At 46.2% G+C, this 22,652-nt stretch carries 17 protein-coding genes; 3 read left to right on the top strand and 14 right to left on the bottom strand.

Features of this window, described 5'->3' with window-relative positions:
- Positions 1-1,222 (top strand): hypothetical protein (locus tag ACN4EK_RS29725; RefSeq protein ID WP_431662057.1); only part of this gene is annotated, 1,222 nt, incomplete at its 5' end.
- A gap of 41 nt (positions 1,223-1,263) precedes the next feature.
- Here the strand turns inward: ACN4EK_RS29725 and ACN4EK_RS29720 are convergent.
- Positions 1,264-2,553: a hypothetical protein gene (locus ACN4EK_RS29720; RefSeq protein ID WP_431662056.1), complete on the bottom strand. Its 1,290-nt coding sequence runs from the start codon at positions 2,551-2,553 to the stop codon at positions 1,264-1,266.
- 100 nt (positions 2,554-2,653) lie between these two features.
- On the opposite strand from ACN4EK_RS29720, the gene ACN4EK_RS29715 reads away from it, so the two are divergent.
- Complete coding sequence (locus ACN4EK_RS29715; protein ID WP_431662055.1) at positions 2,654-5,269, top strand: dynamin family protein; 2,616 nt, start codon at positions 2,654-2,656, stop codon at positions 5,267-5,269.
- Between the two features lie 124 nt (positions 5,270-5,393).
- Here ACN4EK_RS29715 and ACN4EK_RS29710 read toward each other — a convergent pair whose 3' ends face one another.
- Entirely contained in the window at positions 5,394-7,346 is a 1,953-nt protein-coding gene (locus ACN4EK_RS29710) for a ShlB/FhaC/HecB family hemolysin secretion/activation protein (RefSeq protein WP_431662054.1), read from the bottom strand.
- Between the two features lie 204 nt (positions 7,347-7,550).
- Between ACN4EK_RS29710 and ACN4EK_RS29705 the strand changes: the two genes are divergently transcribed.
- Complete coding sequence (locus tag ACN4EK_RS29705) at positions 7,551-8,297, top strand: DUF928 domain-containing protein (protein ID WP_431662053.1); 747 nt, start codon at positions 7,551-7,553, stop codon at positions 8,295-8,297.
- A gap of 8 nt (positions 8,298-8,305) precedes the next feature.
- On the opposite strand, the gene ACN4EK_RS29700 is transcribed toward ACN4EK_RS29705, so the two are convergent.
- The 12 genes from ACN4EK_RS29700 to ACN4EK_RS29645 all read right to left on the bottom strand — a co-directional run bounded on the left by ACN4EK_RS29700 (position 8,306) and on the right by ACN4EK_RS29645 (position 22,279).
- Complete coding sequence (locus ACN4EK_RS29700; RefSeq protein ID WP_431662052.1) at positions 8,306-8,920, bottom strand: adenylate/guanylate cyclase domain-containing protein; 615 nt, start codon at positions 8,918-8,920, stop codon at positions 8,306-8,308.
- A 76-nt stretch (positions 8,921-8,996) separates the two neighbouring features.
- Positions 8,997-10,070, bottom strand: a complete 1,074-nt coding sequence (locus ACN4EK_RS29695) for an NAD-dependent epimerase/dehydratase family protein (RefSeq protein WP_431662051.1) — start codon at positions 10,068-10,070, stop codon at positions 8,997-8,999.
- 117 nt (positions 10,071-10,187) lie between these two features.
- Positions 10,188-11,501, bottom strand: coding sequence for a hypothetical protein (locus ACN4EK_RS29690; RefSeq protein ID WP_431662050.1), 1,314 nt, complete (start codon positions 11,499-11,501; stop codon positions 10,188-10,190).
- 32 nt (positions 11,502-11,533) lie between these two features.
- Positions 11,534-12,601 carry an NAD-dependent epimerase/dehydratase family protein gene (locus tag ACN4EK_RS29685; RefSeq protein WP_431662049.1) on the bottom strand — a complete coding sequence of 356 codons (1,068 nt, stop codon included), beginning with the start codon at positions 12,599-12,601 and terminating at the stop codon, positions 11,534-11,536.
- A complete protein-coding gene (locus tag ACN4EK_RS29680; RefSeq protein WP_431662048.1) occupies positions 12,594-13,355 on the bottom strand; it encodes a glycosyltransferase family 2 protein in 762 nt (253 codons plus the stop codon). Before ACN4EK_RS29680 ends, ACN4EK_RS29685 begins: the two co-directional genes overlap by 8 nt.
- Before the next feature lie 32 nt (positions 13,356-13,387).
- Entirely contained in the window at positions 13,388-14,800 is a 1,413-nt protein-coding gene (locus ACN4EK_RS29675) for a DUF2142 domain-containing protein (protein ID WP_431662047.1), read from the bottom strand.
- Between the two features lie 103 nt (positions 14,801-14,903).
- Positions 14,904-16,712, bottom strand: coding sequence for a glycosyltransferase family 2 protein (locus ACN4EK_RS29670; protein WP_431662046.1), 1,809 nt, complete (start codon positions 16,710-16,712; stop codon positions 14,904-14,906).
- A 36-nt stretch (positions 16,713-16,748) separates the two neighbouring features.
- On the bottom strand, positions 16,749-17,723 hold the full coding sequence (locus tag ACN4EK_RS29665; protein ID WP_431662045.1) for a glycosyltransferase family 2 protein: 975 nt from the start codon (positions 17,721-17,723) through the stop codon (positions 16,749-16,751).
- The gene (locus tag ACN4EK_RS29660; protein ID WP_431662044.1) at positions 17,720-18,703 is read right to left on the bottom strand and encodes an NAD-dependent epimerase/dehydratase family protein; all 984 of its coding nucleotides are present in this window, start codon (positions 18,701-18,703) and stop codon (positions 17,720-17,722) included. The genes ACN4EK_RS29665 and ACN4EK_RS29660 overlap by 4 nt, the downstream gene beginning before the upstream one ends.
- Before the next feature lie 35 nt (positions 18,704-18,738).
- Complete coding sequence (locus ACN4EK_RS29655) at positions 18,739-20,079, bottom strand: UDP-glucose dehydrogenase family protein (RefSeq protein WP_431662043.1); 1,341 nt, start codon at positions 20,077-20,079, stop codon at positions 18,739-18,741.
- 36 nt (positions 20,080-20,115) lie between these two features.
- Positions 20,116-21,072 (bottom strand): hypothetical protein, encoded by a 957-nt coding sequence (locus tag ACN4EK_RS29650; RefSeq protein ID WP_431662042.1) that lies wholly within the window; start codon positions 21,070-21,072, stop codon positions 20,116-20,118.
- 16 nt (positions 21,073-21,088) lie between these two features.
- Positions 21,089-22,279, bottom strand: a complete 1,191-nt coding sequence (locus ACN4EK_RS29645; protein WP_431662041.1) for an FkbM family methyltransferase — start codon at positions 22,277-22,279, stop codon at positions 21,089-21,091.
- Positions 22,280-22,652 lie beyond the last annotated feature (373 nt).

Below are 22,652 nucleotides of genomic sequence, written 5' to 3'. Positions count from 1 at the left end.
AGATGTGTATAAGAGACAGCTCTCCACCCTTCCCCGTCCCGCCTTCCTGCCCCTCACCGGACTGGGCATTCTTCTCGCCGCGATCGTCTGGTTGATTCCGATCCATCATGCCTGGATGTTGTCGAGTCAGGCATTTGCTGCCCTCAGCCGGGACAATCTGCCGCTATTCGTCGATCGCTTAACACAGGCACACAAACTCGCTCCGTGGGAACCCTACTATCCCTGGCAGCTAGGCTGGAATCTGGGCGATCGCAGTTTGAAAACCAGCGACCCGAAACAGCAACAGCAGCTAGCCCAGAACGGCATTAATTGGTTACAACAAGGGATTCGCATCGCCCCGGCACACGAGTTCGGACACAGCAACTTAGCCTGGTTATTACTCAACCCAAATCCCGCCGCTGCGACCCAATCCTTTGCCCAGGCGGCTCGCTTAGTTCCCGCCAAACGGGGAGTGTTTTATGGCTTGGGGTTGAGTTGGTTGGCACAGGGGCAGGTCGATTGGGCGGTAGAGGCGATGACCTTAGAAGCCCTACGTGACCCGGTATTGATCAGCAGTCCGATCTGGAAACTCCCTGAACTCCAACCGCTTTATCGGCCAATGCTCGATCGGCTGGAGGCGAAGTACACCCAATGGTTGTCCCAATCGGCTGACAATCCGACCTTAAACGGCTATTTACGGCAAGCCAGAGGGGGGCTGCGGTGGTGGACTGGCAATCGCGCGGCTGCCCATGCGGATTTAGATCAATTTGGCACTCCGATCGCACAGTTAATTCTGGCGTTAAGTGAGGGCAAATCTACGGATGCCGCCGTTGGTCAATTGCTCACCTCTGCTAGTAGTAAAACGATCGCCGCTTGGATTCAGCCCGATCAACGCCTAGCCTATTTACGGCAAGCCTGGATTCTTGCCACCCATACCCTACCCGCCAATGACACGCTACAAGCCTTAGTCCTGAGCATGAACAATTCCGCTACATTTGACCAGTGGCTCCAGCAAAATGCCCCCAGTCGGCAATATCGTCGGGAGCGGGCTGGCTTTGGGGTACTCAATCGCCATATTGAGGGTTCAATCCCAGTCGATTTCCTCACCGTGATCGAAAACATCCCGATCTCGGTGCTATTCAATAACGAATTGCTCCCCTCTCCGGTCTACCTGCCTGCCTGGGATCAACTATTGCAAAGCGATCGGGATGCTTTATTACAACAACTAAACACCAAATCCTAATTGTATAAGAACTTAACAAGCACAGATCTTCGCATAGCAATCTACGCCAGCGCTTCTTCAGTCAACATCTCCTGTTCAGATTCATCTCTCAAGCGAAAGTACCAATAGAGATTCGCTACTGATAAGTCAGACATTTGCTGCAAATTCGATGGGAGCAATACTCTGTGTCCTGCTTGTTTAGCTTGTTGAGAAATGTAAGTTTCATATTCTCCACGCTCTTCAGGTCGAATCATTAACCGTAGAGCATCACATAAAGCTGTGAGATGGGATTTCGGTTTTAAAGCTTCGTAAGTTAATTGTTCTGGTGGGATTGCTAATTCACATTCATCTGAAGCACCAGTTGCAGCAATCTGGCTCTCACTAACTTCTTGTAATAGATGCTGTTCAGTTACAGGTAGCGATCTCATCCAACTAACCTGCTCTTGCCAAACGTTCAGTATTACTAAGTCTTGCTGATGAGTTCTCATAGCTTCGGGAAAGATAATGTCTAGCTCATCCTCTGATTCACATTGATCGATGACTGTTAACAAATTTTGGCACATCCTACTTTGAAGCTCTTTCAGGCAATGAATTAAGGCATCAGGTTGATTTTGAAGTTGGTAAGTAATGGCAATTGTTTGTTCGATCGCCCAGGTACATTCAAATCTACGAAGCTGTGTGATAGCATTAGCCTCTGGAAATAAATGAGGATTTTTATAGTCCGCTAAAGATTCTGTTAAAATTTGTCTAGCATTAGCTAAATCAGCATTTTTAACCTGTTGATCATTACATGACATAGCTACTTGCATAAGCTTAGTAGCCTCTAAAAATCTTCCATAAGCCTGTGCCAAAGTCTGCTTATGTTGCTTAAACTCTATATCTTTAATAGCTTCATCCACCTTTTGAATAATCTCTACACCTTGATCTTTAAGAGCTTTTCTAAGGTCAAGAAAGCCTTCCTTAACTTCAATTCTTTGATGTTGAACATCTTCTCGCAACTTTAGAATTTGCCAAAGGCTAACGGCTGAGACACCTAAATTCACAGCTACTCCAATCCCGGTTAAAGCCGTCATTGTTTGCAAAACACCTAAACTTGTTTGGATTGTTTGAAGACCTCCTTGAACAGCTTGAAATCCTCGGTGCATTTGATACATCTGCGTAAATTGTAAGGGAACTATAAGCGGGTTAAATGGAATTCCAGTGTTTCCTAATGCCCCTACTGCATTGCCAACGAACTGTCCTGTCGCTTTATCTCTAGCAATCCCCAATACTACTCCTGCTGCGTTACGTACTACTTCGTACTGACCGGCAGCAATTCCCGCTTGAATCAGAGGAGGAAAAACAAACATCATAGAAGGTACTTAAGATTACTCAGTTACCTCAAGCTTAAACTAAGGATTTTGTAACGTTATCCGTATTTTTTCCGAGCTTGGAGTTAGCTTCTAGTTAAACATGGGCATTCTTGAGATAGATAACTCTAATAAAGCGGTACAGTCTATGGTTGAACCTTTGCCAGCACCCAAAACAGCTTCCTCCCAAGCTGTTGCACTATTGTCCCGGATCACAGGGAAAAAGCTGGAAATTCATGATGTCACATTGCCTGTTCTATTCTTAACCTCTCTAATTGCAGTGTTGCTTGGAGTCATGTTGGCTGATCAGACTCTAACGGATGAGGAAAAGAAACGTTGGCAGAAAACAATTAATTATTTTATTCCAAAAGAAGGAAATATTCGTGAGCTAACGATACTACTTAGTAAGGGGGTTCGAGAGCAAAAAGTTTATAAGAATCTGAATGAATTATTGATATTAACTGAGTCATTGACTGAGCCGGAAAAGTTATTGCTAATTAGTTTTGGTTATGAAATGTCTGCTGCGGATGGCGCAATAGATGAATCTGAAAGAAACTACTTAAGGCTGCTTACTAATCATTTAGGAATTGTATTTTCCTACTCAGAGATTCTAGAATTAGCATTTACCCGAAAGCCGATTACAGATTTATCATTACTTGCAGAAGTTCGATTTTTGCTCGATCCAAGCCGTTTTCAAGAACTAGACACATTATTTGTTAGTGCCGCTAGCGATTTATTAGAAAAGCTGCCTTCTACAACGAATGAGCAAAAAACAACTCAGAGGCAGGTTGTTTCTTACAGAGAGTTAGAGAAATTTCAGCAGTCTCGTCAAGCACTCGATAGGCTATGTTATGAGCTTTACCAGGTGATACAGGGTTGCGTCGAGTGTGATTTTTTACCTAATACACTAATTGCCGATGTAAGTAAACTATCTCAAAAATTGCAGTCACGAAAATTCCGATTAGCAGTTTTAGGAGAGTTTAGCCAGGGCAAGTCAACTTTACTTAATACATTATTAGGAGAAAGAATTCAGCCAGTTAGAGCAATTCCTTGTAGTGGCACAGTTTCAGTTCTAAGGCACGGTCGTCAAAAGCGAGTTATTTGCCATTACAAGAATGGAAAAACAGAAGAGGTTTCCTTAGAAAAATATCAGGAAATTGCTACTATTCCTAAACATATTGCAATGGGTGAAAAGAGTGATGAATCATTACTTCAGAATGAGATCTACGAACTTATACTTGAACATCCTGATTTAGAATTATGCCGTAATGGAGTAGAAATTGTTGATTCTCCCGGTTTAAATGAACATCCCGATCGTACCGCTATTACTCTTCAGCTACTTAAAGAAACAGACGCGGCTATCTTTCTGACCAATGCTACACGTCAATTAACCCAGAGTGAACGTGAGTTACTTCAAGACCTCAAAATCCGTTTGAATCATGGTAATCCAAACCTACCTGCCCACAACCTCTTTATTGCCGTTAACTTTTTTGATTTAGTAGAAGAGGAAGAAGATCGTCACGATATTCAACAACGACTTCAAAATTTTCTATATGGCGATAGCCCGTTAATTATGGGTGAAAACCGAATCCATTATATTTCTGCAAAAGCAGCATTTGATACCCTGGCTAAGGGGAAATCCGATGCTTATTCAGAATCATTTTGTCAGTTTGCTCAAGCGATCGAGTATTTTCTCACCTCTGAGCGCGGGGCAATAGAAATTGAGCAGACTGTTAATCAGCTTCAACAGGTAGTTCAACTTAGCTTATTAGAAATAAAGCAAGTTAGCACAGATATTAATCTTTCCGAATCTGAGCGACAGCAAATTTTAGAACAAATTGGCGAAGCGAGTGGTCGAGATGTAAAAATTCAGATTTTTGCTAATGGTTTAATAGAAGAAGTAATTGATCAGGCAATTAATTCTTTTGAAGCCTGGAATGAGAATTTACAAGAAAAAATATTAGCCCAAAGTAAAGAGTGGCGCTCTGATTATTCACATCTTTGGGATCAAAAGCGGCTAGTGGCTGACTATGCTAATCAATTTGCAATAGCAGTACAGAAAGAACTTGATTTATGGGGTAGTGAACAACTTCAAGCCAAGATCCTGAATCCTGCTTTGGAAAAATTAGAGAAAAACATTCGAGAGGAATTAGCCGCTTTACAATACAACTCTACACATCTCTCTCAGGACATCACTGCTAGATTTGGTGATCAACTAAAGCTGATTATTAGGGGTATCTCTGATGGCTTTTCTGGCGCAGGTGGTTTTCTTGGCGGTGGTGCTGCTGGAATTGCATTAGCAGCAGGGCTTTATGCCTTTACATTTATAGCTATCATTCCTATCATTATCGCCGCAGTGGCGGCAGCAGTTTTTGGTTCCTTTGGCTTAGGACTTTTAGATGTTGATGGTATCCATGACAAAATCAAAGCTGAAGTTCTTACTAAAGGGTTTGAAAAGTTTGATGAGTCCCTAGAAAAAGTTTATGAACGTCTAGGTGAAGTCATCCATGAAGCTTTTGATAGCCGGTTAGATGCCACTAATGAGGCAATTCAGCAAATCATCGCTTGCTATGAGAATGCTTTACAAGCAAATGAGAATAACAATCGCTTTAGTTTGGAAGAATTAAAAACAAATAGAGTATGGATTGGACAAAAACAGCAAGAGTTGGAGCAAATTCAACAAAGGCTGGAGACGATACTGAAATCTTCTACCGAATAATCAACTCGACTTCAACATCATCTTAATTCCTATAGGTCTTTGAAAATAGTCTTGAAGTTTTTGCAAGACTTGTTGACATTTCAAAAGTGACATGCTCCCTTTGATGGTGATATTATCTGACAATTCAAAACTGATAGTTGACGCTGAAGTAAAAGCCGTCGTCTTGAATGTCTTTACCGCGATCGTCCAGGTTAATAAAGGGGATGCCGTAGTCGAGGCGAATATTTAGTCCGGGAATGGGCTGCCAGAGGAACCCTAAGCCTGCCCCGATTAAGAATCGCTGTCTGGCTTGGGGATTGGGGTTGTCGGAATTGTTCCATACCTTACCCATATCCACAAAGGGAGCCAATTGCATCACCGGATCGCCTGCTTCATCCCGCATTACGGCAATGCGATTTTCGACACTAAAACGGAAGCCATTGTCCCCCGATCGGGCATTTTGGCGGTAGCCCCGTAAGGACTGCCCCCCGCCAATTACAAACTGTTGGGACGGTAGCAGGCTATCGGGAGTCAGTTGCAAATCCAGGGCAGCAATCAGTAAATTATTGGTTCCGAGGCGCTGCACCCGTTGAATCTGTCCCTGCCAGCTAAAGAATTGTCCATCGGGAATCGGATCATCATTCTCCGTGGCATCCAGAATATTTAAGCCCAGGTTGAACTGCGATCGTAAAGCCCAGGCTCCCTGAGGATCACGCCTCACATAGTCCTGCCCCAACTTCAGCACCCGAGTACGACTTTTACCATCCTGATCAGGCCCAAAACCAAACGGAAACCCAATGTCCTTAAACAAAAATGTCTGGCTATCTTCGTAGGTAAACCCCAGAGATAAGGCAAATTCCTGCCGGGGAGTGCGGATTAACGGTTGGCGATAACTCAGTTCATACACCCCCGTACTACCGCGAATATCCAATGCCTTAAAATCTTCATCGGTAATCCGGTTATTGTTAGGAGCCGCCCGTAGTTGAATTGTGCCATTCATCGGATTCAACGGGGCGCGGTAAATAAAGTCGAAATTATTCGAGCCACCGGTGGTCGATCGATAATAGGATGCCAGCAAATCATCCCCAATTCCACTCAGATTACGATAGCCAACTGCCCCCCCAAACCGGACAGATCCCACACTGGGCGGAGAGTAATTATCGACCCCGACCACCCCATATAACGGGTTAGCTTCCGTCACCCGCACTACTAGAATGCTTTGCCCTAGCCCTGTACCGGGTCGCAGGCTCGCTTCCACATTGGTAAATAACGGATCAATTTTTAGCAGCCGCAATTGATCCTCTAGCTTGTCTCGGTTTAACGGCGGTTTTGACCCCAGTTCAATCCGTCGTCGAATATACGCCGAATTCAACCGTTGATTACCTTCAATTTCAATCCGTTCTAGCGATCCTTCCACCACCTGGATTTGCACCACTCCATTCGCGATCGTTTGATCCACTAAAACGGCTCTGGAGGTGATAAATCCGCGGTCTAAATAAAGCTGAGTAATCGCATCTGCCACCTGCCGCAATTGTTCCAGCGTCACCGACTGCCCCACTAGAGGCTGGGTAAGCGGAGCAAAGTCCGCCTCAGTAAAGATTGTGCTGCCTTTCACCTCAATTTGACTGACCGGAATCGTGATGGGAGGTTGTTCCGGGGTAGGAGGGGGTTGCTCCGGGGCAGGCTGATCCGGCGGAGTCACATCCGGCAATACTGGCTGACTCTGTTCTGGCGATACCGGAACTGGATCGGGGATGGGTTGAATTAAGCGATCGCGGTTGGGATCAGGCGTTGGCTGAAACGGACGATCGGCGGGCAGCGTTTGGGCTACTGTCGATTGGGGCGAGAACTCGATCGGTAAAGCCTTGACCGTTTGTTGTAGTAATTCTGGCGGCGTTGGCGCAGGTGATATTGACGATCGCCCTGCTACCGCCGTTGCCGTCATTCCATTCGCCCGATCTCCTTGAGGCTCAGGAGTTTGCGTCAAAACCTCTGGCACAGTTAAAGGAGTGGCCACCCCTGGCTGAACCGACAGCCCGGATAGCACCATACTGGATAGGCAAGCTCCATACACAGATTGCAAGGGTCTTAGTGGCATTGGATCGATACCATCACTTGATTTGGCTAGGTCAACCAGGAGTGGCTATGCTGGATCTGGCAACTGAGCCAGTCATCGGATTCAGCCCCATGATATCCCCGTACAGACAATCGGGCACGAAATCTGGAGAAGCGGTGCATTTTTTTGAACTTGGTTAACGAAACGATGATATTCCTGTAACAGGAGTAAAAGGATTGATAAGTTATGCGTTCACATCCCTGCGCCGTTGTGCTTAAACTATGGCTGAGTGCTTGCCTGGGTTTGCTCGTGGCGGGTCTACCCTTAGCCGCTACTGCGATCGAGTTTCAACCCCCGAAGCGAGGGATGCCGGGACGACGGGAAGGAGGCGGTACCCGAGATCCGCTCGCCTGCGTTCGGGGCAAGCCAGGTCGCTTAATGGCACTCTTACCAACCACCAACCTGGGATTGACGACTGCCGACTATCCTCGCTTCTTCTGGTATATGCCGCAAACCAGAGCCAAACTGGCTGAATTTGCCTTATTTGAAGTAGATGAGAATTTAGAAGACCGGCAGCCTGTGTATAAAACCACCTTCAACATTTCGGGCAGCCCATCCGGCGGCATTGCCAGTCTGCAACTGTCGAATCGAACCAATGTGCCGCCGTTAAAGGTGGGCAAAGATTACCGTTGGACAGTCGCCCTCATTTGTGACCCCGGTAATCGGATGCGAGATATCGCGATCGAGGGATGGGTACAACGGGTAGCTGCCGATTCCAAGCTCACCAGGCAATTAACCCAGGCAACCGTCAGCGATCGCATTCAATTACTGGCGCAAAATGGACTCTGGTTTGACACGATCGCCGCCCTGGCCGCAGAACGTACCGCCCATCCAACTGACTCAGCCCTAAAAACCAGTTGGGCAGAATTGCTAACATCGATCAAGTTAGAGGCGATCGCCGATCAACCCTTCCTGCCCTGCTGCCAAAAGTGAACGGAGGGTTAACTGCCGGGATAGTTCACTTTATACGCCAACAGATCCAATCCAGAAATGGAAAACCGCAGGCGTTCCCAGGTTTGCGCCGCCGCACCCATTTGGGCAAATGCAGCTTCTGTCAGCAGAATTTCACCGGAACGCGCTAAATCTTCGCCTAACTTACTCGCTAAATTCATTTCACTGCCATACAAATCCTCATTCCCGATGACTAAGGTTTTGCCATAACCAATGCCAATTCCCGCATGAAGATCATGATCTTCCGGCAAGCCACTATTGACGGCGTTAAACGCCTGCAAAATCGCGATCGCGGTGGCAACCGCCGGAGGCACATCTGAGAAGACGGCAAACAGGTTATCTGCCTCTTGTTTCACGACTCTACCGCCGTGTCGCTGCACAATTGGTGTAGCGATCGTCGCCATGCGATGCACCATTGACAGAAAGTGCGTAATACCGTGGCGAATGGTGAGCCGGGAGAAACCCGATAAATCCAGCACCAAGATGGCACAATCCTGGTCAAAAATGGCATGAATCTGGCGATCAATCTCCGCCATGTTTTCGGGATGTTCATTGCGTTCTTGCAGAAGCCGTTGCAATTCCGATCGCGTGTTCTTGACAGACATAAAGCTTAGTGACGATAAGGGACAAAGGTGGAACTCAGATAGTTCTATCTAAGCTCAACTTTATCCCAATCCTTCGCTAAGCCAATCTTGCCGTTTGCGCCAGATAAATATCTTTGAGAATGGTTTGTAAGTCGTATTGATACTGCCAATCAGGATAGTGAGCCTGGAACTTCCGGACATCGGAAATGTACCAAATATGATCACCCGCCCGATTATCTTCTGCGTAGGTATATTCCAGCTTCTTACCTGCCAGTTCTTCACAAATCGCGATCGCTTCCAACATGGAGCAATTGCTATAGCGTGAACCACCCATGTTATACACTTCTCCACAGCGCGGATTTTGGTAGAAGTGATAGAAGGCATTGACTAAATCATGACTATGAATGTTGTCCCGTACCTGCTTTCCTTTATAACCAAAAATGGTGTACGGTTCTGAGGTAATCGTGCATTTCATTAAGTAAGCCAGGAACCCATGCAACTTCGCTCCCGAATGTGCCGGACCTGTTAAACAACCACCCCGAAAACTGGCGGTCTTCATATCAAAATAGCGACCATACTCCTGCACTAAAACATCTGCTGCCACCTTAGAAGCACCGAATAAGGAATGCTTAGAAGCATCGATCGACATCGATTCATCAATCCCAATCCAGTAAGGATGCTCTGGGTTAATTTCCCACCGAGTTTCTAATTCTTCTAATGGCAGCAAGTTAGGCGTATCACCATAAACCTTGTTGGTTGAAGTGAAGATAAATACCGCATTTGGACAATACTGGCGAGTCGCTTCTAATAAAACTAACGTCCCATTCGCATTGACGGTAAAATCAGTATGGGGATCATTGGCTGCCCAATCATGGGAGGGTTGCGCCGCTGTATGAATAATCAGTGAAATATCTGAAGAATACTCTTTGAACAGGTTTTCAATGGCGGTGCGATCGCGAATATCAATATCGTAATGTTGGTAACGATCGCCATATTTATCCTGCAACAAATCGCGATTCCAGATCGTTGAAGCCGAGTCACCAAAGAAGTACGCCCGCAGGTTATTATCAACTCCAATCACATTGCAGCCTAAGCGGACAAAAAAATGAACGGACTCTGACCCAATCAATCCGGCAGAACCAGTGATTAAGACTGTAGAAATCTCTCTCATCACTCCTCAAAAGAATTGAAACAAATTTGTCCGAGAATCTCTATTCAAACTGAATCGCGATCGACAAGACTTTATTTTAGTAACGACACAAGTGACTCCTTGAAATAGTTTATAGTATCATTTGACTACTGGCTGTTGCAATCTTAGATACCAAGCATGGCTAATCTTTCCATCAAAGTGAACTAGGAACATAGCTGTTCCTTTCGAGCGATATTCGGCAACAGAAGAACGCCAATCAAGGGATTCTTGCCACCATATTAGGTGAGATAGAGGAGACAAAGTGTTGATAAATGCTACTAAGACTAGTAAAGTTCCTACCCCCTTTAGCCACTGATAAAGTGAATTAGCAACAATAGGCGGATTTAACAGAATCCAAGAGATTACAACAAAAGATAAGAAGAAGTAACGAGGTCCAGCAAATAACGGATGCGGCATAAACAAGGGTAGTCGGGCAATACTAGAAAATATAGCGGCAATTAAAACAAAATATAGTAGTAGTAAAAGTTGATTTGCTTGCATAGCGGGGTTGTGTATTTTCCCAAACCTAATGCCAACAAACAGACAAATCAATAAGCTAGTTAAATAAATAATCAATAGTAGCGACAAATCAAAAGCCAATCTATCTTCAACAGGAGAAACCAAATAGTAGCCAAAAAATTTGATTGCTATAGCCTTAAAAAAGTCTAAGTTAAAATCTTGTAATGATAGCTGGGTAGGCTGCTTTAAGGTTGTTACTGCTGTTAGCAAATGAGCAAAAGAAACTCCTGTAGCAATTACAAGTAAGCTAAACTCGTGCCAATTCTTAATAATCCAAGCTCGTAGCAAAAACAGCGGTGATAAAAAAACCATGAATGGCGTAGATAGACCACAAAGAATTAATACTAGCGATCGGAAAATTGTTTTGTTTATACTTTGAGCTTCAGGATGCCATAACAACAGAACAATTAAGATTACAGAACACATCCAAAAGCTATAAGAAGGAAGAATATAAACTTCTGGATAAATGGGAATTAGAAAAATAGCCAAAGCACAGAAAACGCGATCAATTAAAACTGTAGGAAATAAAATAACACTAAAAAATGTCGCAATATTTATCAAGACCCCGAAAAAGGTACTAATCTGGGGATACCACTCTAAAGATATCTGGAGGGATAGCCAATTAATGAACCGAGGAAGAACAATTAAATATCCATTAATAGGGCGTAAGATGCCTGCGAACCCATAGGTTAGAGAGTCTGGAATAAAGACTGTACCATCTTCTACCCAGACATCAGGATGGATAAATTGTAGTGGTCGCCGAATGAATAGTACCAGTAAAATTACGCCAAGTAAAAATAGAAATTGAACACCTGGATGAATCCGTTTTCGATCAATCCTCTGAACTGATTCCACCCACTGCCTCAATTTGCTTAAAAATACTGGAATCATCATAGGTTAAAATTCAAGATCCTTTCTTGGCTGGTTTAAAGCAAAACAGACTTTAGTGCCGCTTCATGCTCAATTAACCATTGATAAATGTCCTGTAACACCATTTTTGGAGTCTGTTGTGGCTGCCAACCTGTTTTCGCCATCACTTTGGCACTATCGGTGATAAATACAGGCACATCCCCTGGGCGATCTTCTGCCACAGAACGAATTTCGATCGTATTCCCGGTAATCTCCTGACAGAGTTGTGTTGTCTCCAGTAAGGAAAGGCTGTTACTCGCCCCACCACCCACATTCAACACGTCGCCATCTAGATCCGCAAAATGCGCCAATTGGTAATCAACCAGTTGTAACAGGTCATCCACATGCAACAGATCACGCACCTGTTTGCCAGTGCCACCAAACCCGATATAGCTCAAGGGTTTATGAAAGTAGTGCGCCGCCATCCACAACGTAAACACCCCTTGATCGACTTTGCCCATTTGCCAGGGCCCCGTCAGCACTCCACAACGATTGACGATCGCGGGAATCCCATAGGCATCACGATACTCTTCGATCAACAATTCGGAGGCAAGTTTCGTTGTGCCATAGAGCGATCGGGCACCCTGCAACCCAAACTCTTCCGAGATTCCCAGGGGGGATGCCCCAGGGAGGGTTTGCTCGGCGGCAATTTCAAACCGAGTGGCAATCTCCTGCAATTTCAGGGCGGTTAATGCCTTAATGGGATACACCCGGCTGGTCGATAAAAACAATAGCCGCGCCTGGTTTTGTCGTGCCAATTCCAGCAAATTAATCGTTCCCAGGAGATTTGTTTGCAATACATACTGGGGTGAACTAAACCCGGCTAACACCGAAGGTTCGGCGGAACAATCAATAATTGTGTCCACCTGGAGATCGGCTGGATCAAGGTCTGAGGGCGATCGCACATCTCCATGTAAAAATTCAATCCCATGCTGTTTAAATCGAGGCAGATTTAACTCCGAACCCCGCCGCCGCAAATTATCCAGGCAAGTAATTTGCCAATCGGGATGTCGCTGTTTTAAGCCGATCGCCAGGGAACTTCCAACAAACCCCGCCCCACCAGAAATTAAGACTTTCTCAGGCATTCACTTTTAACTCAGAAACATGATTACGACGGTGATAGTCGCCACGAGACAAATGTTTTTCCAACCAAACATACAGCACGATGAACAGATACCGACTGCCCATTTCTTTAATCTTCAGTTTGGAAATCCCCGTCTTGCGGTTGTACCAGCGAATTGGGATGACAACGTGAGAAAAACCCCGCACGATCGCCTTCAGTGGCAACTCTACTGTGAGATTAAAATGATGGCTGAGAATCGGTTGAATGCCTGTGATGACTTCCCGACGGTAGAGCTTAAAAGCGTTGGTCGTATCGTTGTAGCGTAAACCAAACAACACCTTAATAAACCAGTTTGCCAGTCGGTTAATGTAAAGCTTATGGATCGGGTAATCTACAACCATGCCGCCTTTAATAAAGCGCGAGCCAAACACACAATCGTAGCCTTCCAACAGCTTGTAATAGCCTGCCACTAAATCCTTAGGATCATCAGAGGAATCGGCCATGACGATCGCCACCGCATCGCCAGAAAACTCCTCTAAACCACGACGCACCGCAAAGCCAAAGCCATTCGGCGGCTGGTTGTAAACATACCGGATTTCAGGAAATTCGATCGCCAATTGCTGACACACCAGGCGAGTATTATCCGTACTATTGTCATCGACAATGACGATTTCATACCGAATCCGCTCACTCTGAAGAACGTTCGCAAAGCTGCAAACTGTGTCATACAAGCAATCCTGTTCATTGTGAGCCGGAATCACCACAGATAATTTCATCACTCCTCCACTCGTAAGGTTCCCACACTGGACTAATAAAATCGAGCAATTACTGCTACTAAACTAGCAGTGAGTACCACTAAGGAATAGCTGACTAAGAGTGTTCGCCCCGTCAACTCGGAAACTCTAAATGACCATCGCTGATTGTAAAACAGAAAGAAAAAGAGTGGTGCTATAGGAATCAAGTATCGTCCTTGGACAGCATCCACGATCGTTGCCCCTACAGGCATCCAGATTAGATATTGAGATAAATAAATCAGAAAAACTGTGGCAGCGCAAATTACCAAAATTTTCCATTTATGGGCAGGAGTGATGACAAAATCAGGTCGTTGACTTACTAATGCCACCAGTACAAGGATAAAAGGGTAAGTCAGGGTAACAAGGGCAGGTAGTTTGGTATCTAACCAACCCAGTAGACCAATAAAAGATTCGATCGCAGATCCTAAAGTTTGCAACGTATTCCAAGCTGTACTAACGATAGTTAGCGGATTTTCTAGCAGATATTGGGTCTGCCTTTCTACCGAAGCATCCACCAATGGATTTACAGGAATGCCCACATGCGCCTTCATAATGTTGCTCCAGATAACCCAGGCAAGAGTGCTGCACAGAGCAACCGTAATTCCAGAAATCCAGTAGCGTTTACGCCCTCCCATTTTCGCTTGAGGAATCAGAAAATATAAAAACGGAATTAAGAAATAGACTTGTTTAGATAAGGCTAGAAGTGTTCCCAATCCCACCATCATGACGACATCGCGAGTTAAAACCTTTTCGACTTTGGGATTACAAACAAAATTCATGATGATAGCGATTAACAAAAATGCCACACTATTGAGTAGGGCATCTGCGGATAGGGAAGCTCGCTGATTCACTGCCATAGGAGTCAGTGCTAGTAGGAAAAACAGCCATTTAAATCCCGGAATAATTTTAATAGCAAAAAACGTAATCAGCGTTGCTACAATAAAGTTCGTGAATCGTCCTAAATACAGGATAAAAAGAGGTGGCAGATTCAACCATTTACCAAAAGTGATGCCTACTGCTTGTGGCAGATAAGGAACCGGACTGTAGGCAGAGGACATAAATGGGACAAACGTCAAATTATCTTTATTCAATGGCAGTGTTTGAGTAGATTGAAACTGCTGCCCATCGACCTTTTCCTCGGGTCGAAATGGTATACGTCCCGTCCAAATATTGACTGTTTCCAATAAGCTTTGAGGTAACCACCCTCCCGCCGCACTATTATGCCGCTCGGCAACAATTCGTCCCTCTGTCACCTGATATCCTCGATATAAATGGGCGGGTTCATCAGGCACTTGGAAAGGTGGCAAGACCAACATAAATAACAGACCAAATGTCAGCCCCAATACCAAAAAAGCCCGTTCTGGAGCAGCACAGATCTGCCGGAACAAAAGCCGAAATTGTTTTGTTGGTTCAACACGTCCCTGCATATCCCAGTCAATCTCCTCTATCCAACAGCTTTGTTATGCTTTTTTAGCCAAACCCCTTATCAAGCTCTCGCCATTTTGCCTAGTTAAACTTGGTAACTTCAATTCAAGTCAGGTCAAAGGTGACATGGTGATTAGATAGATTGGGATTATAGTAAGGATCGCCCTTGAGAGAATGCAAGTACGATCGCCATTTGTTGTCCAAATTTTCCCACTCCTGCGGTTGTAATCCGGGCTTGCGACTACTCGACTCATAGTGAATCAATTGCACATAAGGAGTCACAAGATTGCGGTAGCCAGCCTGATGAATTTTCAGGCATAAATCCACATCGTTATAGTTATTGGGAAACCCTTCATCCATGCCGTTCAATTGCAGGAATAACTCCCGCCGCAGCATTAAACACGCCCCAGTTACGGCGAGATAATTGCGATTGACGATATTGGAGCAAAAGTAGCCAGGATGATCGCCATCAAAGCCATAAAAAGCATGTCCGGGATTACCACCCAGCACCATGACCCCGGTATGTTGAATCTTGCCATCCGGAAATAGCAGTTTGGCACCGACTGCGCCAATCTCCGTTTGTTGGGCAAATTCCAACATAGACTCCAACCAATCTGGAGTTATGACTTCCACATCATCATTCAGCACCAGTAAAAAATCTCCCGTTGCCTCAGATGCGCCTAAATTAATCCGTTGGGAAAAATTGAAGGGATCTGCACACCGGACTAGATGCAAATCTGGAGCCGCAATTCGCTCCAAAATCGGTGCTGGAATGTCATAGCCATCCACTACAACAATTTCGATGTTGGTGTAGGTACTACGATCGCGGATAGACCGGAGACAATTTTCCAACATGCAACAGTCCCCCGTTGCCGTAGCGATCGTGCCTCTAGCCGCACTGGGAATGATAATGCTGACTTTGGGATTGCCCATAATCTCACGGCGAATCCGATGGAATCCTGCCCGCTCCGTCTCTTCCACTCGTCCAGGGTAAGGGCTGCGATCGAGCATATCCTGCAACGCTTTCCGAGCCGCGATATATGCCCAGGGTTTTGCCTCCTCTCCCGATGTCACCGATGTGGGAATCACCCGCCAGTGATACAAAATTTTGGGAATATGATAAATTTGCTGGGTTTTCTCAACCACTCGTAGCACCAGATCGTAATCCTGCGAGCCATCATAACCCGGACGAAAGCCGCCAATCTCTTGAATTAAGCGAGTCCGGTACACTCCCAAATGACAGGTATACATACAGGAGTGAAAATACTCTGGCGACCAATCTGGCTTGAAGAAAGGATCACAGCGCTGACCATTCGGATTGATTTTATCCTCATCACTATAAATAAAATCCGCATCCGGATGCTGATTAATTAACTTAGCGGCTTCAAATAAGGCATTGATGGCTAACTCATCATCATGATCCAGCAGAGCAATGTAATCCCCAGTTGCCAGTTCCAAAGCTGAATTACTGGCCGCCACAATGTTGCCTGTCGTTTCCCGAAACACAACTTTGATCCGAGAGTCCAGGTTGCTGTAACGCGTCAAAATCTGACGAATGTGAGGTTGCGTCGAAGCATCATCGGCAATACACAATTCCCAATCCGGATAGATCTGATTCCGCACCGACTGGATTGCCTTCTCCAGCCACACTGCCTCCACATTGTAGACAGGCATAATTACAGAAAAGATGGGACGCAAAGCCCACAGTGCCATTTCGCCTTGAGCCGTCAAAAGATCTAAACGACTCAGGTGGTGTTGAGCCACCCATTTTTGGTAAGTCATCTGGCTTTGAGGCTGACGAATTGCCTTCTGATACAGAAATCGCGCCAGACCTCGGGTGCCGCGCTCCTGCCAAACTTGGAGAATTTTACTGAATTTTTTGCTGATCCAAGCAGGTGTTTCGCTAAGTCTCACAGGCGGTAGAATAAATGGTAATGAAATAATTTTTGCCTACAGTGCTAGGTCACTTTCACTGTCAGTCTTCAACCCCAGCGTTTGCTTGAGCTTAAACCATTGCGTTCTCAGTCGCCAGAATTTGCTGCTTTTCATCGCGGCAATTAGGGCTTGCGATCGCTCCAATTCTCCATGCAACTGCACGACTTCAAGCTGAGTTTGTCCCAGTTGAGCATGGGTTTGTTTGACATCACATTGGGTTTCATACAACCGGGCATGGGTTTGATGAACTTCATTCCTCAGCTCCAGAATATGCTGAAACACCACACCAATATGCTCTGAGTAAAGCTGCGGATGGTTGTGGTAAATCTGCTCGTAACTTCTGACTAGATACTCTTTTCCCAGCCGCTCACTCCGAGAATTTGGCACTTGCCGATAGAAACAGAGTGACTCAGGCAGATAGACCACCTCTCGTCCCAATTCAATCAGAGATAGCCAGAAATCATAATCTTCCCAGCCATAAAGCATATTCAGGTTATACCCACCTACCGTCTCCCAGTCAGCTTTGCGATAAAAGCCAAAGTTAAAGATCATGTTTCCCAGCAAGATCTCTGGAAAACGATAGGGAGGGAGGTCACACTTACCTGTTTTCTCACCAAAGAACTCAACTCCGGAATAAACCAGTCCCACCTGGGGGTTGGCTTCTAAAATCGGAATTGCGGTTGCCATATAGGTAGGGGCAATGCGATCGTCCGCATCCAACGGCAGAATATATTGCCCCTTAGCTTGCTGAATTCCCGTGTTTCGGGCTGATGAAGGACCACGATTCTCCGTATGAATTACCTGCACACCAGGCTTCTCATAGTGTTGGAGCAGTTCTACGGTCGCTACATCCGTCGAGCCATCATTGATGACAATAATCTCAAAGTGAGGGTAGGTTTGAGCCAGAACACTATCTACCGCTTCATCCAGATATTGCCCCTGGTTATAACAGGGCATGATCACCGAAACGACAGGGTTGTCCAGATTCATCGACTCACAGCCAAAACCTGCGTCTTGGTCATCTGCTGATAGATCCAGCGATAGGTTTTCTCCATGCCATCTTCTAGCCGGATATCCGGTTGCCAATCCATTAGCGATTGAATCAGCGTATTATCGCTATTACGACCATTCACGCCTTTGGGAGCTGAGAGGTTGTAACTCCGCTTCAGTTTTACCCCAGCGATTTCCTCGACAATATCCACCAACTGATTAATCGTCACCAGTTGGCTACTACCGAGGTTGATTGGCTCTTCGATATCACTTGCCATGATATCCAGCGTCCCTTTCACGCAATCATCGATATACATGAAACTGCGGGTCTGATTGCCATCACCCCAGATCTCAATTTCATGCACCCCTGACAGCTTGGCTTCAATCACCTTACGACAAATCGCGGCTGGGGCTTTTTCTCGACCCCCATCATAGGTGCCATGGGGTCCATAGACATTGTGATACCGGGCGACCCGGGTGATTAAACCATAATCTTCTGTGAAGTGACGGCACATCCGCTCACTAAAGAGTTTCTCCCAGCCATAACCATCCTCTGGCATGGCTGGATAGGCATCAGATTCTTTCAGTGCTGGCACGTCGGGGGTAGTTTGCCGATAGGCCGGATAAATACAAGCCGATGAGGAGTAGAAGAAGCGTTCAATCCCAAACTTCTCCGCTGCCATCAGCAGATGGGTGTTAATTAGCACACTCAACATACAGAGAGCTTTATTATTTTCAATAAAGCCCATGCCGCCCATATCTGCCGCCAGGTTATACACTTGGCTGGCACCGTACAATGCCATCTCACAGTGTTCTTTTTCTCGCAGATCCAACTGAAGGTTTTCAGCCTCTGGAGAGACTTGATACCACTCGCTAATCGGCTTGACATCGACCGCTCGTACCGGACGATCGCCCTGCTGAACTAAAGCCTGGACTAAATGCCCACCAATAAAGCCACCTGCACCACAGACTACGATCATAATTCGTCACTCCTCTTTGTTGTTGGCAATTGGGCTTATGCAGCCGATGAACCGATACCGAGCGCCATGTACTCACAGACAGGCGACAGTTGATCGCGATCGAGAATTCGCCAGCAGTCTAATACTAGTTTGCGTTGACTAGAGTTTAGCGGGGCGAAATGAGATGGTTCAAGTTGTTTGAACTCTGTACAAGGGATTGTAATCACTATTGCGTCTGCCCGTTGCACACAATCCAGTGCTGAAGTGGCATACTCGGGTTGATCACCCAGGGTTTGTCGGGTATTATCTAACGCCAGCGGATCATAAAGTACAACTGAAATCCCTTTGGACAGCAACTCTTTTGCCAGTGCCACCCCTTGCGATTCTTCAATCACACCCGTATCCGGCTTATAGGCTAACCCCAAAATGCCAACGTTCATCCCTGCCGATAAGCGAGGTGACAGATGGCTCACGATCCGAGCGGCTTGCTTGCGGTTAATCACATCCGTTGCTTCCGCGATCGCCGCCGTTGCCCCAATCGAGTTAGCCAGATACCCAAATGCCACATTATCCCGGGGGAAACAAGGTCCGCCATAGCCCGTTGCTCCTTTCAAATATTTTTTGCCGATGCGCGAGTCCTGCCCGATCGCATTCGTCACCACATCGACATCGGCACCGGGGATGCGCTCACAGATTTCACCCAGCATGTTGGCATAGGAGATTTTGGTGGTGACAAAGGTGTTAACGGAAATCTTCGCCAGTTCTGCGTTCACCAAATTCATCCGAGAGATCGGCGGTTGATGATTCGCCAAATTCCGGTAAATGCTGGCTAACATCTCACCCGATTTGGGATCCGATTCACCCACTAAAATAAAGTCTGGGTTCAACATGTCATGAATCACATTTCCCAGTGCAATGAATTCAGGGCTGTAACACAAACCAAAGCCTTCTCCGCAGCGTTTCCCTGAAGCCACTTCCAACGCGTCTCGGATCGGCCCACCGGTGGCACCTGGCATCACTGTACTGGTAATGACGACGAGATGAAACTCATCCTTGTGGCGCAACGCCTGACCAATCTGCTCGATCGCCGTCAACACATACTGAATCGAGAACCCACCCGTTGCCTCGCTGGGAGTCGGCACGATAATAAAAGTGGCATTGGAACCGGCAACCGCTTCAGCATAATCAGTCGTAGCCCGGATGCGATCGCGGTTACGATCCAGCATCTCAGCCAAGCCAGGCTCCTCCACCGGAGCTTTGCCTTGATTAATTTGCTCAACAAAGACCGGATTCACATCCACCCCAATCACGGAGTAGCCTTTTTCAGCAAGACAGGCAACCATTGGCGACCCCAACTTGCCCAGACCAATGACTGAAACTGTTTGTTGTTCCGTCACAAACCACCACTCCTCACTGCTCTTAACTGCAATCAATTATTTGACCGACGAAGGTTTACTTCGCCTTAATCTGGAGACGATTCTAGCAGGAATCTTTTTAACTTTAGAGACTGGCACTAGTAATTGATCCCGACTCCGCAGTAACTTCAGTAACCGTCCCGCTATTGGTTGCAGAGACGGACGTGCCAATGGCAGCATATCCAGATGTCGATCGAGACGTTCCCAGGTCCATCCAGGTTGCCGTAATCCCTGCGGGGTGATCTGCCAATTCGCCAGATCCAGCATAAAGAAAGTGTAATGCTGACCGCCTAGCAATTCTAAGTTGCGAGCTGCCTCCGGCCCTAAAAATACCCCTTCTCGTCCTGCCGGATGATGATTGTAATCATGATTTTGATGCACCGCCGTCACCGCTTGAGAAGCATCAACTAAGGGGATCTGGAGATTCAACGCTTTATAGAGCATCCAATTATCCCAACACAAGCGTCCGATCGCAAACGGTGGAATGTCCGTGTAGGTATCACGGCTGAAGACAAAATAGTCCATTGCCTGCGGACCTTCTTGCCTGCCCGATCGCAACACTTGCTGATGCAATTGGTCTTGCCAGTTTGCCTCAAAGGTTAACGCTGTTTCAATATCCACATTCCAGCGTTGTCCAGTCAGCATAAAGCGTTGGAACGGTACTTGTGCGATCGCCGCCATAAAGTCCTGCATCAGGATAATATCGGCATTCACATAGGCAAACAGCGAACCACTACCAACTCGCTGAGCCATACCAAACAATGAACTCATCAACGGAGTACCATACTCGTTGCATTCAATGTCAGGGATATGTTTCAAACCAAATTCCTGCGCTACTGCTGCCGTACCTGGATCATTTCCCAAAAGAATAATTTCTGGTCGGGGTTGCAGCAATGTCCAACTACGAATCGCATTTCGTTGGATTGTATCAATGTGACCACAAAACGCCTTAGGAATAGCAAATAGAGTTAGCATTGGCAACAGTGCAATTTCAATCGGCTTTTAGCCCTAATGTTCGTTTGAACCTGATCCAAGCAGTTCTTAGCTGCCAAAATTTACTACTTTCCATTGCGGCTATCCGGGTTCTGAGCTGGTTCACCTCAGCCTGACAATGGCAGAGGGCTTGAGTAAAATCTCCCTGGATTTGGGCAGACTGGCTTTGGGATTGCTGCCACTGAACCAATAACTGAGCATTTTCCTGCCGCAACTGATTGAGTAAACCTTGCTCACTGTGCAGACGAACTTGTAGTTGTTGGTGTTCCTGTTGCTGCTGGTCTAGTTTAACTTCTAACTGGTAACATTTGCGCTCTAGGTTGGTAAGCAACAGTTGCGATCGTTGCCATGCCGTATGTGAGGGATGGATTGGAGATAAGCGTGGATTCATCCAGGTCTGCACCCCATCTCCAAAGGCAACCTCGCCCCATTCTGTTTGTTCGGTTGTCAGACAGGCAAAGTCATTGAGCTTATGCCAACCATGCTGACGAAACAGGAGCCGCAGTTCCCGTTCAATGTCAGTGGTATGAGTACTAATATGGACTCGTTTTACCTGCCGATTCATGGCAGTCATCGCACTACGGAAGACAAGGAACTCAGATCCCTGTACATCAACATCTACCAAGTCCACCACACCATCAACTTGCGCCAAAATTTGATTCAAACTGACGGATCTAACGGTTTGAACTGTGTCTAAGGATTGGCTGGTGGCATCTGGGGCGATCGCCTGCCCATACCATTCATCCGGCTTGCCCACATGAAATAGCACCTCACCATCCTGTTCATCCACAGCGGCTTCAACTAAGAGATGGTCATCCGGGTTAATGCCATTATCCCGGAAATGCTGCTGCATCCACTGAAAGTGAGTTGGTTCAGCTTCCACTCCAATCAACTTAACAGGCAAATCTGGGGCATACTGCTGCATCGCAACGGCAGCCCGCACCAACCACCGTCCAAAACCAGCCCCTAACTCAATCATCGTGAAGCGATCTTGGGCAAGCACCACGCTTTCCAGGATATCGATCCATTCAAAATACTCTTCATTATCCAGTTGAGGAACTAAGATTTCTTCAAGATCGGAGTGAATATACGATCGTCGCCGCACTACCCCTAAATAATCCACACAGAACTCAGGAGGAACCACTTTCGAGGTTTGATCCTGAAATTGACTTAAAACGGGATGCTCCATTTGGCAATGCAGGGTGACGGCAATAAGGTATCGATCATTTGAGATTCAACCCAAATCGGTGCTTAGTCTCACTCAGCTTTTAGCCCTAAACTTTTTTTGAGCTTCATCCAGGTTGTGCGTAGCTACCAAAATTGACGGCTTGCCATTGCAGTAGATCACTCTTGCAACTACCTTACCTCAACCTGCAACTACCCATTGGCTAGCGCTGAGCTTGAACTTAGGAAGTAGCAGAAGTTGCTTCAGGGACTTGAGCAGTAACACACAAATGCCAGCCAAAGTGTTGCTCTAGCCACCGGAACAAGGGTTGCGGCATCCAACGGAAGTACCACTCCTTCGTATACTTATATTGCTTATAGTCAGGAATATAGTACGG

This window comes from Pantanalinema rosaneae CENA516 (genome assembly GCF_050753385.1).
Classification (GTDB): domain Bacteria; phylum Cyanobacteriota; class Cyanobacteriia; order Leptolyngbyales; family Leptolyngbyaceae; genus Pantanalinema; species Pantanalinema rosaneae.
Note: the sequence above shows the minus strand (reverse complement) of the source record. Positions and strands in the feature narration are given on the sequence as shown.